We start from the raw sequence: 14,948 nt of genomic DNA, 5'->3' as shown, positions 1-14,948 counted from the left end.
CAAGCAATCTCTGTCCGAAAGGTGAGTTTTAATTATCGGAGGAGTTACTTAAAACCTGTTTTGTCGGAAAGGAATTATTTTGGTTCTATTGTGTTTTTAACCGAAACCTAAATAGTCTGCAATCTATTAAGCAGTTCTTCTTTTAAAGACTTACTCACCGGAATAGCTTTTTTAGCAATTACGATGTGGCTGGTTGCTATTTCGTCTATTTGGGAAAGATTGACGATAAACGAACGATGAACGCGTAGAAAATGTCGATTTGGTAATTTTTCATCCATATCCTTTAAGGTCATGACCAATAAGTATTCCTTGTCTTTTGAATATATTCTACAATAGTTCCGCTCTGCTTCTATATAATGAATGTCCTTTATATCTACCTTAACCATTTTTTCATGATGTCTTACAAAAATGCAATTGCTTAAAATAAAAGGGGTTAGTTTTTCTGAGTCGTTATTAAATTTGGGATCGTTTTCGTTTTGTTGTATCCGATCTGCGGTTAATTCAATGGCACGTTGCAGATCTAATTTTTTGAAAGGTTTAGAGATAAAAGCGTAAGGATGTGTTGCTTTTGCTCTATTGAAATGAGCGTCGTCTGCATTGGCAGTAAGGTATATAACTGGAATGTCATAAGATTTCTGCATGAGTTTTACCGTCTCAATACCATCGAGTTCACCTTTTAAATTAATATCCATTAGAACGATATCTGGTTGCTCTGTCTTAATGCAAGACAACGCTTCTTGCGCTCTTGGAATGATACCGATAACATCATAGCCTAAAGTAGATAGCTGAAGCGAAATATTAGCAGCAATAATCATTTCGTCTTCAACAATCAATATTTTTATAGGCTGATCCATTACGCAGCTTTTTGGTGTTTGAATTCAAATGAAATGATTGTCCCCTTGAGATTGTGCTCTTCCATAGTACCATTGAGTTGCTGGGTTAGCAATTGCACAAGTTGTGTTCCAAAACCCGTCCCCTTTGGTGTAATTCCAAAGACTTTTCCAACACCATTATCGGCGACTTCTAAATGCAGAATGTCATTTGTTTTTTGTGCTAATTGAATCGATATTTTACCAGAATCGTTTTTTGGAAAAGCATATTTCAGTGCATTGGTTAATAGTTCGTTCACGATTAAGCCGATAGGCACGGCTGTATCTAGATCTAATTCCAGTTCGTCCATGGCACATTCTATTTTAATTTTATCTTCCGCATTAAACGCATCCAAAATTCCATCACTTAAATTCAAGAAGTAATCCTTCATCTCTATAGCGCCTAGATTGGTACCTTGATAGAGTTTCTGATGAATGATCCCCATGGATTGCACGCGGTTTTGGCTAGCAATCATAGCATCTTTTGTAGCGGAATCTTCTAAATGTGCGGATTGCAAGGCTATTAAACTTTTTACCATTTCAAGATTGTTTTTTACCCGATGATGAATTTCTTTGAGCAACAATTCATTCTGCTTGTTCTTGGTATCTAGTTTGGTATTTAAAACCTGTAGTGCCTGACGCTTTTTTCGGATATTTTTGGCACTAAAAAACATGTCGATTAAACTAAAGGCTAAAATAGCAGCAATGGCAATATATAAGAGTTGCGTTTTCCGTTGTTGGGCAATTTGCGTGTGTTGGGCTTCAATGGTTTTGTCTTTTTTTTCGGTTTCAAACTGTGTCATTAATTGTGACATAGTTTTGTCACTTTCAATTTTGGCGACACTATCTCGCATCTCTAATGTTTTTTTCTGATATTCTAAGGCCTTGGGATAATTGTTTAATTTCTCATATATGGTACTCAAATGGTGGTAATTTTCAGTAAGATTGGAAACATCACCATGATTTTCTTGCGTAGCTACCGTTTGCAGTTGGTATGTTAAAGCTTCAGTATAATTATCTAATAGTAAATTTATCTCACCCAAATTAGCGGTAATGACATATATAGCGTTGTCATAATCAACTGCTTTTGCTTTCGTCATAGCTTCTTCATAAGCTACTTTCGCTTCCTTGTAATCCCCTTTGCGTTTCAATGCATTGGCACGATTATTAGAGAAATTTATTATATCGAAAATGGAAAAATTAAGGGATTTGGCTAAGTCTAGTGCAGCATCATAATATTCAAAAGAGGCTTCGTTATTACCCATAGCTATTTGGGTGTCGCCAGCAGCTGTGTAGGCATAGGCCAATTCTGTTTCAAGGTTATTTTGTTTACACAATTCAATCGTTTTTAGGGCATATGCATAAGCTTCTTTATATTTGCCTTGATTAGATAAATCTTCTGAAATCCGATTGTAAGCGCCAGCAATTCCCAATTTATCATCAATAGATTCCATAAGTTTAAGCGCTTTCAAATCCACAGTTAAGGCGTCTTCAATTTGACCCTTTCGCTTATGCACCCATCCGATTTTAAAATAGGTTGTCGCTTGGCCTTTTTTATCATTAATAGCCGTATAGCCCTTAAGCGCTTTATCAAAATTTAGAGAAGCCGAATCTAGATCCAATAAATTGGCGTGCATGCGCCCTTGCATTTCGTAAAATTTAGGTTGCCAGGTTCTGTGTTGGCTTTGTTCTGCTAAATTCGCACCTTTAACGGCAAAGGTTTTGGCTAAATTCAAATCATTTTGAAAGGCCTCATCTACAAGCTTGCTTAAAATTTCTAATTTTTTTTCGATATTCGTTTCGCGCTCCAAGGTCGTGGTCAGACTGTCAATAACGCTATTTGATGTGTTTTGAGAAGAGGCTTCTTTGTTAATGCCAAACAGAACTATTATTAATAGTACAACAATTGATGGTTTGTAGTTAATCATAAGTCTTTAGTAAAGTGGTTGTTATAATAAAGACTTGAAGCTTTATAAAAGTAATAAAAAAAAGGTTATGAACTGATTTTGAGTTTTTTAAAGTTTTGATTTACGTTTTCTTACGGGAGCGAAAAGTTATTTTATTATTCTAGGGCATCATTTCGGCTAGAAGTGTGTATTTAGATTAAAGCCTTAGTTCACCACTATTACCTTTTGGCACGATGAAAGATGATGCCGAGATTTCTGTTTCAAATGATATGTTTGTGGTTGCTCAATATGTGAGGTTTAAGCAATATTCTATTAACACAAGATAAATTGACATTCAATTTGTTATGAGAATTCTTTTAAATGCTGTTAAATTCGGAAATAACTATTCAAGGTTTTATCTTTGCTAGTACATAGATAGATTCCGAATTTATGGTTTGTCCATTAGAAAATTATGGGATCATAAAAAAATCTATTAACTCTAGTATCATTAGGAATCTGTTTTACACGGTTTAAACGCTATTTATATTGAATAATAAAATATGTCTAAAATTTTAACACCTCAAGAAGTACATAACCTGGCCATGAATCATGTTGGTAAAGATTTAGAAGCACGTGGTTTTGAATTTGTAGCCATTAATAGTAAACTTAAACGTCACCCACAATTTGTCTGTATTGATAAAAATAGTCAGTACTATTTTGTGGTGGTTCGCGCTGTAATTTTGCCAGACAATCCGAATAATTATGATGTGGTTTGGATGGAAACTTTTAAAAAACATGCTTTTGAAAAAGATGCCAAAGTACTCTACGCAGGTGTTGGCTTAGGAAATCCTGATGGTGAAAATTTACCGATTTATTTGAACCAAGAATATTTAATAGAATATAACGGGATTCAAGTTATAGAAATGAATTTGAATTAGTTAGTTAACCCATTTGGCTGAGCGCCCTTCATGTAATATTTAAAAATTGATGAAAAACTTATTTTATCTTACTCTTATTCTAACCTTTTTTTCATGTGAAAAAGAACCTAAAAACATCAAATTATCTGGTCCTGTTTTTGGAACGGCCTATAGTGTTCAGTACCATTCTGATAATGAGGTCAATTACCAAAAGCAATTTGATAGTCTTTTTAATGTAGTCAACCAATCGATGTCTACCTATATTCCTGATTCAAAAATTTCGAGATTAAATAGAGGAGACGATGTTGCAGTAGATGATCATTTTATACGGGTTTTTAATAATGCCAAGCAAATTTACAGAACAACAGAAGGAGCTTTCGATCCTACCATTGGTGCCGTTGTAAACGCTTGGGATTTTGGACCAGAAGGTAAATTAACCAACATAGATAGTACAGCTATAGATAGTTTAATGAAATCGGTTGGATTTAATAGAATGGGATTAAAAAATGATAAGATTATAAAATCAAATGCCTCTTATTTAGACTTTAATGCTATCGCTAAAGGTTACGGTGTGGATGTCATTGGTGAATTTTTAGAACAAAAAAATATTACAGATTATCTGGTAGAAATAGGCGGGGAAATAAGAACAAGAGGTATTAATTTCGAAAAAAATGCGGCTTGGAAAGTCGGTATCGATGACCCAAATTTTGAGGGAGATATGTCTTATTCTAAAGTAATTTCGTTACAAGATGAGGCTATGGCGACATCAGGAACATATCGTAAATTTAAAATAGATGAGAATGGTAATCGCTATGCACATATTATAGATACTAAAACAGGTTATCCAAGTAAAACCAATATTCTTAGTGTTTCGGTAATAGCAAAAGATTGCATGACAGCAGATGGATATGCTACAGCATTTCAGTCCATGGGAATTGATAAAGTAACTCGACTTCTAAAATCTCATCCGGAGCTAAAAGTCTATTTCATTTATGAGACAGAAAATAAAGCCCTTAAAACCTTGTCTTTAAATAATTTTCCAGAATAAATTAAACGGGTTTTCATAGTAATGCTTCAGATGTATAAACTCTCGATACCTAAACGGAAATGGTTTTTAAAAAGTATTAACCAATACCAACAACCAACCTATTACCAGTAATAATCCGCCCATTGGTGTAATTGGCCCTACAAACCGAAGCTTTTTCCCTTTAGCATCAGATAAAACTAAACCATAAATACTAAAGGAGAATAGTATTATTCCAATAGTAAAGCACCAATACGTTGCTGAGGTTACGTGAGTTTTGCTAAGACCTAATACTAATAATACGATGGAATGATACATCTGATATTTTATACCAACTTCAAAGCTATGTAATTGTTCTGTCGATAAAATTTTCTTTAAAGCATGAGCTCCAAAAGCCCCAAAGATTACGGCGAGCATGCCGAGAAGTGCACCTGTAGCAATTATAATATAATGTGTCATTAGAGTCAATTTTATTATTTATAAACTACAGGAATAATTTCACCTTTAGCCAAACGATATTTATCAATGTCTTCATCGGAAAGATTTGCTGTATAATCAACTTCTTCAACGGTAAAACCAATAGAACGAAGTTTATTAAAATAATCACGACCATAAACCCGAACGTGATCATATTGACCAAAAATCTTAGCACGTTCATCTCTATCCGTAATAGAATCGTCTTCAAAAGTATTCGCACGATTTAAATCTTGCGGAATCTGGAAAACACCCCATCCGCCAGGTTTCATAACTCTGTAAAGTTCTTGCATCGCTTTGGTATCATCGGGTATATGTTCCAATACATGATTGCAAAGAATAACATCGTAACTATTATCTTCAAAAGGTAAATCGCAAATATCAGCCTTCACGTCTGCAATAGGCGATAATAAATCGGTTGTAGTATATTCAATATTTTTAAGCTGCCTAATGCGCTGTAAAAAACATTGTTCTGGAGCAAAATGAAGTACTTGTAATGCTGAGCTCTTTTCAGAAGCTCTTGAAAACAAATTAGTCTCATTCTTTAAGTACAGCCAAAGTAACCTATGCCTTTCCAATGAAAGGGTAGAGGGAGACAGAACATTGGGGCGTTGTTTGCCATAACCATAAGGTAAAAATGTTTTAAAACTTTTGCCATCTATAGGATCTGTGTAGGTATTTCCCTTTAAGAAAAATGCTAAAATAGGACGAACTAGATAGCTAAGCCTAATTAGAAGAGGTCTTGGAACAATATTCAGAATTAATTTGAAAAGATTCTTTAACACGAATTTCACGAATTTTTACGAATCATTAAAGAACGATTCTTTTGTATTTTAAACTACCCTTGCCAAAGTTAATGAGACGTCCTAATTTTAGTTTTAATACAGCTAATTAATTTATTTAACATAAGCCGAAACCAAACAATCAATTGTCTTGTTTTATTTTATAATCGATTACAAAATCAGCTTTATATTTATGAGGTAATATATTTACTTTGTAACTAATTGGGCATTTTTATTCTCTGGAATATTCAATACCGTTGTCAATAAATTTATTTTCTAGAACATGAGCATATATCATCATTAGATCCCCTTCCTAATTGACTAAGTACTGCCATGCAAATTTCAATTATTTTATCAGCCTCTTCTTAGTATATTAATTTGGATTAAGATTAGTGCAATTCGTGTCTAATTTTTATCTAAAGCACAAAAGCATTCTTTCTAAAAGCATCCTCTTCATCAGATACAATTCCTAAAGCCTCATGCACATATGCAAAAGTTGAAAGTATTTCTGGATGCCCATCTACAATAGCAATGTCGTGTTCAAAATGAACACTTGGTTTACCATCTTGGGTAACAATAGTCCAACCGTCTTTAAGTTGTTTTACTTTATGAGTTCCTAAATTTATCATCGGTTCGATAGCAACGACCATACCTTCAACAAACTTTTTACCACGACCTCGACGACCATAATTTGGCATTTCAGGATCTTCGTGCATCTTTCGACCTAAACCATGACCAACCAATTCTCTTACTACACCATAACCTTCAGCTTCACAATATTGTTGAATTGCAAAACCAACATCACCGACGCGATTACCTTTTTTCAATTGTTCTATTCCAATATAGAGCGATTCTTTAGTTATTTTAATAAGTTTTTTGGTTTCTTCAGCAACATTCCCAATTTCAAAGGTGTAAGCATGATCACCATAAAAGTCATTCATTAAAGCACCACAATCTACTGAAACAATATCTCCATCTTTGAGGGGGATATCAGTAGGTAAGCCATGTACCACAGCCTCATTAACACTACATAATAATGTGGAAGGGCAATCGTAAAGTCCTTTAAAACCTGGTAATGCACCATGGTCTCTAATAAATTCTTCAGCTAAAGTATCTAAATGATTAGTGGTGACACCTTCTTTTATTTCTTTAGCCAACATACCTAAAGTTTTAGATACAATTAGCGCGCTCTGTCGCATTAATTCAATTTCTTCTGCTGTTTTTACTATAATCATGTTTCAAAATATTCAGCGGCAAAGATAGGTAATTATATATGTTTTAAAAATTCGTTAGAACATGATAAATAACAGTTTATTTTAAAACTTTCTCCTATAAATTTGACCTTTAAAATTTGATATGCCATGTATAAAACTGTATCCGCTGAAGACGCATTAAAAGTCGTAAAATCTAATAACCGTGTATATATCCAGGCCGCTGCTGCTGCACCACAATCCTTAATTAAAGCGCTCTCTTCACGACATGAAGAGTTGAGAAATGTTGAAATTTGCCAGTTGCATACTGAAGGTGAAGCTCCTTATGCAAATCCGGAATTTAAAGATAGTTTTCATGTGAATTCATTTTTTGTTGGAAAAAATGTAAGACATACTCTAAAGGCAGGAAACGGGTCATATACTCCAGTCTTTTTAAGTGAATTACCTCGACTTTTCCAACAACGTATTTTAGAACTCGATGTGGTGTTGATTCATGTTTCCATACCAGATCGTCATGGTTATTGTTCGCTGGGGGTATCTGTTGAAGCCTCTTTGGCTGCTATTGATAATGCAAAAACAGTCATAGCACAAGTGAATCCGAAAATGCCGAGAACACATGGAGCTGGCATAATCCATACTTCTGAGATTGATTATTTTGTAGAGTCAGATGAAGAACTTCCTACACATAGTGTTGTAGCTCCTAATTCTATTGAAAAAAAGATTGGAGCATACGTTGCAGATTTAATAGAAGACAGAAGTACACTGCAAATGGGAATTGGATCTATTCCGAATGCTGTTTTAACTCAGCTTACTAATCATAAAGATTTAGGACTACATACCGAAATGTTTTCCGATGGAGTGATAGATTTAATTTTGAATAATGTTATAAACGGAAATTACAAAAAAATTAATCGCGGTCGAGCACTTTCAACCTTTTTAATGGGGTCTAAGCGACTCTACGATTATGTCGATGATAATCCGTTTGTAGAAATGCGTGCATCAAATTATACAAATAACGCCGCATACATTAAGCAGAATCCTAAAATGGTAGCTATAAATTCTGCCATAGAAGTTGATTTAACAGGTCAGGTTTGTGCCGATTCTATAGGTTCTAATATTTACTCTGGAGTTGGTGGACAGATGGATTTTATTAGAGGAGCGTCGTTAAGTCAAGGAGGTAAAGCCATTATAGCATTACCCTCTGTAACTCGTAATGGTATAAGTAGAATAGTTCCGACATTAAAACCTGGAGCGGGTGTAGTTACCACGAGAGCACACGTGCACTATGTAGTTACCGAATATGGAGTAGCTAATTTATATGGAAAGACTATTAAGAACAGAGTGAAAGCATTAGTCGATATTGCACACCCAGATCATAGAGAAACTATAGAAAAAACTTACTTTGAATTATTAAAAGAAGTTGTTTAAAACTGCCACCATTTTTTAGGTGCAGCTGGAATGTTTGGTTCCTCGTTGGTAATAAGTTGATAAACTTCTCCCCAACCTAGAATGCCACCAATATTACGATCATCTATAAAAAGATCGGCATGAATTTTTCTACTTCTACTATAATCAAATTTTTCTTCGGGGAAACTTGCATTTATGGCATAAAATTCGATACCGTTTTCTTTACAGAAATCTACAGCTTCCTCTAATTTGGCACCACATCTGTAGGTCCATAAAATCAACCGATGACCATCCTCTTGAAGTCGTTTTAAGGTTTCAAAAGCAAAAATTCGTGTCTTTCCAATTTTTGGATAGGCATCTTCAACAATGGTACCATCGAAATCTACGGCTACTATTAATCTATTATTAAAATTCATGCTAAAAGTTATTCTGGGACAAAGTTATAAAAATAAGAAGCTTATACAAGACTTTGTTGCGTCATAGCCTTGGGTTGGGGGATTCCCATTAATTTTAAAATGGTTGGGGCGATATCTCCTAATATACCATCTTTAATTTCTTTTAATTCGTTGTCAATTAGGATTATAGGCACCGGATTAGTGGTGTGTGCGGTATTTGGTGTACCATCTGGGTTTATCATGGTTTCGCAATTACCATGGTCTGCAATTAAAATTGTGGTGTAATCATTGTTAATTGCTGTGGTGATTACATCTTGTACACAATGATCTACATGTTCGCATGCTTTAATGGCAGCCTGCATATCACCTGTATGCCCAACCATATCTCCATTAGCAAAATTAAGACATACAAAATCCACGTCCTTTTTTTCTAATTCGGGAATTAATGCATCACGTAATTCATAAGCACTCATTTCTGGTTTTAAATCGTACGTAGCTACTTTTGGGGAATTTCTTAAAATTCTGGTTTCGCCATCGAAAGGTTTTTCCTGACCTCCAGAAAAGAAGAATGTTACATGAGGATATTTTTCTGTTTCAGCAATTCTAATCTGTTTTTTGTGATGTTTTTCTAGAACTTCACCTAAAGTTTCTGACAAATTATCCTTCTTAAATACAACATTGATGTCCTCAAAATTATCATCATATTTTGTAATTGTTACATAATAAAGATTCAGCTTGTGCATATTTTGCTCATGAAAATCTTTTTGAGACAATGCTTCGGTTAATTGGCGACCACGGTCCGTTCTAAAATTAAAGAAAATGACAACATCGTCTTCTTTAATTGTAGTTACAGGCTGGTTGTTGTCATCTGTAACTATTAGCGGTTCTATAAATTCATCTGTAACATCATTATCGTAATTACTTTGAATAGATTTTAAAATATGCTGAGTTTTTTCTCCTGATCCATGCACTAAAGCGTCGTAAGCTAATTTTACACGGTCCCAACGTTTATCTCTATCCATAGCGAAATAACGACCAGTAACAGTTGCTAATTGTGCAGAGGTTTTGCTTAAATGATCTTCTAAATCGGAGATAAATCCATAACCCGATTTTGGATCTACATCTCTACCATCGGTAAACGCGTGCACATATACTTTTTCTAAACCGTAATCTTTTGTAGCATCTAACAAACCAAAAAGATGGTTGATGTGAGAATGTACTCCTCCGTCGCTAACTAAACCCAATAAATGAACGTTTTTATTATTGGTTTTAGCATATTCAAAGGCAGTTTTTAAGACGGGTTCTTCACGTAAAGTTTTATTTTTTACGGCTAAATTTATTTTCACTAAATCTTGATAAACAATTCTTCCTGCACCTAAATTCATGTGTCCAACTTCACTATTTCCCATTTGACCTTCAGGTAAACCAACATGTAAACCATCGGTTCTTAAACTTGCACTTGGAAATTTAGTGTATAGTGAGTCTATAAATGGAGTTGCTGCATTGTCTATAGCCGAGACTTTAGGATCTGGAGATTTCCCCCAGCCATCTAAAATCATTAAAATAACCTTTTTGTTCATTTCTAAGTTTTAAGTGAATCCAAAGATAACAGATACATTTCTATAACATCTTAATCACACAAAAAAAAATGAAGAATTAAAGGTTTTTTGTGTTATGTCGATCGCAAATCGTGACTCATCTAAGTGGTTTTTAGAAACCCTTAACATATAAGTTCTAAAACGTTAATATAATGTTATAAGCCTTCTGTTGGTGTAACAACTAATATGGTATATCGTCTTTATAGTATATCAAAAAACAAATCAAATCAATTAAATTTAAAATCTTTCATCATGAAAAAAACAGCAATCATTTTAGCCTTAGCATTGGGCTTTTCAATCAGTAATGTAAATGCATCAAACCAATTATTAACTTCTGAAATAACAGAGACCATTGGTCAATCGACGAAAATTAGCCCTATTTGTAAAGCAGTTGCCACAGGCAATACAGAAGAAGTTAAGAGGCTATTGAATAATGGAGTTGATGTGAATGCCAAATCTAATGGCATGATGCCTATTCATTATGCTGCAATGCATAATCGTGTAGAATTAATTAAAGTTTTAATATCAGCTGGCTCTAAAATTCATCATGCGTGTGACAAAGGCTATACAGCCATGCAACATGCAGAACGAACTAATGCTGTAGAGGCATCAGAATTTTTAAAACGTTTTAATAACAAAAATGTCTGGAAATAGACAATTGTTTGGGTTAGTTAGTTAGTTAGTTAGTTAGTTAGTTAGTTAGTTAGTTAGAGAAAGCATCTTTTAAGATGCTTTTTTTTGTGAATAAATTTTAACGATTTATCTGAGATTATGGCTTTGGGTTTTAAATGTAAGTTATCCTTATCAGTTTCAACTTTCATTTTTTTTGATGTGCAAAAAATATTATTCTTTTAAAAGCTTTAATTTTACAGTTATTATTGTAAAATGAGTTATTTATTCAAAATTATTCCAAACGAAAATCTAGATCAAATTATTCCATTAGTATACGCGCTTAACGATAGCAAAATAAGTAAAGCATTACTGGAATCTCGATTTAGCGAAATTAAACATCAAAATTATGAATGTGCTGGTGTTTTTGTAGATAATGATTTAGTTGCCATTACAGGCTTATGGTTTTGTACACGTCATTATATTGGAAAAACAGTAGAATTAGATCATGTTTATATTAAACCAGAATATAGAAATAAAGGTTTAGGTAAACAATTTATGTTATGGATTCAAAACTATGTTTTAGAAAAAGGTTGTAATTCAATGGAATTAAACACTTACGTGCAAAATAATCCGTCGCATAAATTTTATTATAATGAGGGATTTAATATTTTGGGGTATCACTTTCTGAAAAAATTGTAAATCATTTCAAAAAACTTAAATCAGAATTAGTGCCAACTTCATAAGGGGGTTTATTATACTCAAAAATTCTAGCGTCTAGTGTGCCTTTTAAAGTTAAACTATCGCCTGTAACTTTAATCCAGCTACCTTCGCGCAAACCGATAACAGGTTGAGAATTATACGCATGAAATTCTTTTATACGTGTCTCTCTTGTTTCTCCCATGTGCGTACTGCCTTTAATAGGATCTAGATAATGAGGGTTAATATTAAATGGAACTACCCCCAACGTTTTAAAACTAGGTGGATACATAATTGGCATATCATTGGTTGTATTCATAGTTAAACCACAAATGTTACTACCAGCACTGGTACCAAGATAAGGGATACCATTTTTTATTGCATTTTTAATAGGTAACAATGCCTCATTTTTATAGAGTTGAGAAACCAATACAAATGTGTTGCCACCACCCACAAATATACCTTGTGCGTTTTCGATGGCGCTTTTGGTATTTTTAAATTCGTGAATGCCTTTTACTTTTTTACCTATAGCCTTAAAGGCTTTTGCCGCCGTTTTTGTATAATCATCGTGAGAAATACCTCCTGGCCTTGCGTAAGGGATAAATAAAATTTCATCTGCCGTTTTAAAATGAACTTTAAGTTCATCTAACAAATACTCTAAATAACCACTACCATGTATTGTAGAAGTGCTTGCAATAATAATTGATTTCAAAATAAAATTCTTTTTTTGTTAAAATAAAATTTCTTCGGCTAAATGAAAAATTAAAATCTTAAATTAATAAGAAATTTCGGAATAAAATCATTTAACATAAGTTTGCGATCTTTATTAGATGTCATTACAAATATAAAACCGAACTTTATATTACTAACTAAAACTTTATACCATGAAAAGATTAATACTCATCATTTGTTGTTTTTTTGCATTGACTGCATTTAGCCAAGATATAAAAAGAACACCCATAAATGGTAAAATCATTGTCACTACAGACGATAAGGAAGGAGTAACCGTTTTTAATACATCATCTAATAAAGGTGCTATTACTGATAAGGACGGATATTTTAAAATTAATGTAGCCTTAAATGATGTCATTCAATTTGGCGCATTACAATTTAAGGATTTTACAGTATCGATAACCGAGGAAGTTATAAAATCTAAACGTTTAACTGTAATACTTGTTGAGGAAGTGAACAAGTTAGATGAAGTGGTTATACTGCCTTTTGATCTTACGGGAGATTTAAACACAGATTTAGACAACGTAAGAACATATAATGTAAGCTTAGATGATGTTTATTTTGGCTTAGATAATATTGAGGATTTCGAATTTAGTGCCGATTATAAAACCAAAGCCGATAATTTAGCTTTTAATGAATACAATCCGCAAATGGGTAATATGCTGAATTTGGTTAACGTCGCTGGTTTTTTAATTAAACAAGTTGTAAATATTGAAGGGTCTAATCTGGGAACATTGAAATATAAGACTGAAAAGGAAAAACAAATGCAAGAAAGAACTCCTTTTAAACAGGCCTTAGATACTTATAGCATAAATTATATTCATAATAATTTTAATATTCCTTTAGATCAAGTTGAAGCCTTTACTGATTATGTAGAAAACAAGGGGGTAGACCAACGATTGTTTGAGGAAGATAAGGAGTTACAATTGTTAGAACGTATTTCTCAATTGAGTAAATCGTTCTTAAAGGAAACAGGTGAAGAGGATTAAAACGCTTTTTTTAATTTCGACACTTTTTATTTTTAGTGTTGCCAATGCACAACGGCAAGATATTACTGGTCAACTTATAGCTAGTGATGAGGTTGAAGGACTTCATATACTCAATAAAACAGCAGTAAAATATACAATATCAGATGATGATGGCGGTTTTGTGATTCCTGCAAAAGCTTTAGATACTTTAATCATTTCTGGTGTTAAATATCAAAAACAAGAGTTTGTGATTACGTCATCTATAATGGAATTAGGGCAATTTAATGTGCAACTGATAGAAAACATTAATGCACTTAACGAAGTTATTGTCGGCAAAATCTTAACCGGAAGTTTAGAGTCTGATTTAGAAAACTCAGATGCCAAACCCGAAATTAATTTCTATGATTTAGGTATTCCTGGTTATAAGGGCAAACCTTTAACACAAAACGAAAGAAAATTACACGATGCTGATGCTGGGCCTATGGGATATATCGGATTGGGAGCTGGTGTGAATTTGCATAAATTGTTGAATACGATCAGTGGCAGAACAAAAAAACTCAAAGCAATAGTTGCGCTAGATACTAAGGATAATTGTATGAAACGCTTAAGAGATAATTACCAAGATTATATTTTTAAAAATGATTCCTTGGCTGAAAATTTACGTACTGAATTCTTTTTATTTTGTCAAGAAGATGCCGCTTTTATAACCTTATGTAATGCTAACAATGATTTAAAACTTCTCGAGTTCTTACAAGATAAGTTAAAATCTTATAATAAAAATAGAGAATCCGTTACTAAAGAGTAATTTTGGAATACTTTTTGAAAATGCCTTAAACAACGCGACTACAGAACATGAGATCACTTTATTTTATACTTACATTAATAATATTTCCTATTGTTATTTCGAGCAGTGCAAATCACGAGTATTACGTTAGCGTGACAGAAGTTGAATATGTAGAAGAACAACAAAGCCTTCAAATCATAAGTCAAATTTTTATAGACGATTTTGAAACCTTATTACGTAAACGTTACAACGAGAATCTAACGCTCCATCCAGATAGTGACGCTAAAGTTATAGAAAATTATATGAAACGTTACTTAGCGGATAAATTAAAAATTAAGGTGAATGGTAATGACGTAAATTTTAACTTTATAGGAAAAGAATACAAGCAAGATATTACGTATTGTTATCTTGAAATCAAAAATATTTCAAACATCAAATCTATTGAGGTAATTAATTCACTTTTATTCGATGTTTTACCAGAACAACAAAACATTGTAAGATTAAAAATTTTTGAAAGGAATAAAAGTTTTTTATTGCTTCCAAACAATGATAAATGCATGTTAAACTTTAACTAAAATTATGTTAAAGCCGAG

General features: G+C 33.2%; 16 protein-coding genes. 8 read left to right on the top strand and 8 right to left on the bottom strand.

Features of this window, described 5'->3' with window-relative positions:
- Positions 1–107: 107 nt before the first annotated feature.
- Positions 108–854 (bottom strand): LytR/AlgR family response regulator transcription factor, encoded by a 747-nt coding sequence (locus tag QMA06_RS09320; RefSeq protein ID WP_290206569.1) that lies wholly within the window; start codon positions 852–854, stop codon positions 108–110.
- Positions 854–2,797, bottom strand: a complete 1,944-nt coding sequence (locus tag QMA06_RS09315; RefSeq protein WP_290206568.1) for a tetratricopeptide repeat-containing sensor histidine kinase — start codon at positions 2,795–2,797, stop codon at positions 854–856. The genes QMA06_RS09320 and QMA06_RS09315 overlap by 1 nt, the downstream gene beginning before the upstream one ends.
- Positions 2,798–3,315: 518 nt before the next feature.
- On the opposite strand from QMA06_RS09315, the gene QMA06_RS09310 reads away from it, so the two are divergent.
- Positions 3,316–3,693, top strand: a complete 378-nt coding sequence (locus QMA06_RS09310; protein ID WP_290206567.1) for a Na(+)-translocating NADH-quinone reductase subunit F — start codon at positions 3,316–3,318, stop codon at positions 3,691–3,693.
- Between the two features lie 49 nt (positions 3,694–3,742).
- Positions 3,743–4,720 carry an FAD:protein FMN transferase gene (locus QMA06_RS09305; protein WP_290206566.1) on the top strand — a complete coding sequence of 326 codons (978 nt, stop codon included), beginning with the start codon at positions 3,743–3,745 and terminating at the stop codon, positions 4,718–4,720.
- 66 nt (positions 4,721–4,786) lie between these two features.
- Here the strand turns inward: QMA06_RS09305 and QMA06_RS09300 are convergent, their stop codons facing one another.
- From QMA06_RS09300 to map, 3 genes are all read right to left on the bottom strand, one after another.
- The gene (locus tag QMA06_RS09300) at positions 4,787–5,155 is read right to left on the bottom strand and encodes a DUF423 domain-containing protein (protein WP_290206565.1); all 369 of its coding nucleotides are present in this window, start codon (positions 5,153–5,155) and stop codon (positions 4,787–4,789) included.
- A gap of 14 nt (positions 5,156–5,169) precedes the next feature.
- Complete coding sequence (locus QMA06_RS09295) at positions 5,170–5,964, bottom strand: class I SAM-dependent methyltransferase (RefSeq protein WP_290206564.1); 795 nt, start codon at positions 5,962–5,964, stop codon at positions 5,170–5,172.
- A gap of 404 nt (positions 5,965–6,368) precedes the next feature.
- A complete protein-coding gene (map, locus tag QMA06_RS09290; protein ID WP_290206563.1) occupies positions 6,369–7,187 on the bottom strand; it encodes a type I methionyl aminopeptidase in 819 nt (272 codons plus the stop codon).
- Positions 7,188–7,313: 126 nt separating this feature from the next.
- Here map and QMA06_RS09285 point away from each other — a divergent pair, with 126 nt between their 5' ends.
- On the top strand, positions 7,314–8,591 hold the full coding sequence (locus tag QMA06_RS09285; protein ID WP_290206561.1) for an acetyl-CoA hydrolase/transferase family protein: 1,278 nt from the start codon (positions 7,314–7,316) through the stop codon (positions 8,589–8,591).
- On the opposite strand, the gene QMA06_RS09280 is transcribed toward QMA06_RS09285, so the two are convergent.
- Positions 8,588–8,986, bottom strand: a complete 399-nt coding sequence (locus QMA06_RS09280; protein ID WP_290206560.1) for a BT0820 family HAD-type phosphatase — start codon at positions 8,984–8,986, stop codon at positions 8,588–8,590. The two genes, QMA06_RS09285 and QMA06_RS09280, sit on opposite strands and share 4 nt — an antisense overlap.
- A gap of 41 nt (positions 8,987–9,027) precedes the next feature.
- Positions 9,028–10,545 (bottom strand): 2,3-bisphosphoglycerate-independent phosphoglycerate mutase, encoded by a 1,518-nt coding sequence (gpmI, locus tag QMA06_RS09275; RefSeq protein WP_290206559.1) that lies wholly within the window; start codon positions 10,543–10,545, stop codon positions 9,028–9,030.
- A gap of 270 nt (positions 10,546–10,815) precedes the next feature.
- On the opposite strand from gpmI, the gene QMA06_RS09270 reads away from it, so the two are divergent.
- Both QMA06_RS09270 and QMA06_RS09265 read left to right on the top strand, forming a co-directional pair.
- Positions 10,816–11,217 carry an ankyrin repeat domain-containing protein gene (locus QMA06_RS09270; protein ID WP_290206558.1) on the top strand — a complete coding sequence of 134 codons (402 nt, stop codon included), beginning with the start codon at positions 10,816–10,818 and terminating at the stop codon, positions 11,215–11,217.
- Positions 11,218–11,448: 231 nt separating this feature from the next.
- Positions 11,449–11,874: a GNAT family N-acetyltransferase gene (locus QMA06_RS09265; RefSeq protein ID WP_290206557.1), complete on the top strand. Its 426-nt coding sequence runs from the start codon at positions 11,449–11,451 to the stop codon at positions 11,872–11,874.
- A 1-nt stretch (position 11,875) separates the two neighbouring features.
- Here the strand turns inward: QMA06_RS09265 and pepE are convergent, their stop codons facing one another.
- Entirely contained in the window at positions 11,876–12,583 is a 708-nt protein-coding gene (gene pepE, locus QMA06_RS09260; RefSeq protein ID WP_290206555.1) for a dipeptidase PepE, read from the bottom strand.
- A 172-nt stretch (positions 12,584–12,755) separates the two neighbouring features.
- On the opposite strand from pepE, the gene QMA06_RS09255 reads away from it, so the two are divergent.
- From QMA06_RS09255 to QMA06_RS09245, 3 genes are read left to right on the top strand one after another with little or no spacing between them, the layout of a single operon-like run.
- A complete protein-coding gene (locus QMA06_RS09255; protein WP_290206554.1) occupies positions 12,756–13,592 on the top strand; it encodes a carboxypeptidase-like regulatory domain-containing protein in 837 nt (278 codons plus the stop codon).
- Positions 13,579–14,376, top strand: coding sequence for a peptidase associated/transthyretin-like domain-containing protein (locus QMA06_RS09250; RefSeq protein WP_290206553.1), 798 nt, complete (start codon positions 13,579–13,581; stop codon positions 14,374–14,376). Before QMA06_RS09255 ends, QMA06_RS09250 begins: the two co-directional genes overlap by 14 nt.
- A gap of 47 nt (positions 14,377–14,423) precedes the next feature.
- A complete protein-coding gene (locus tag QMA06_RS09245) occupies positions 14,424–14,930 on the top strand; it encodes a DUF6702 family protein (RefSeq protein WP_290206552.1) in 507 nt (168 codons plus the stop codon).
- Positions 14,931–14,948 lie beyond the last annotated feature (18 nt).

This window comes from Winogradskyella bathintestinalis (assembly GCF_030407435.1).
Classification (GTDB): Bacteria; Bacteroidota; Bacteroidia; order Flavobacteriales; family Flavobacteriaceae; genus Winogradskyella; species Winogradskyella bathintestinalis.
Note: the sequence above shows the minus strand (reverse complement) of the source record. Positions and strands in the feature narration are given on the sequence as shown.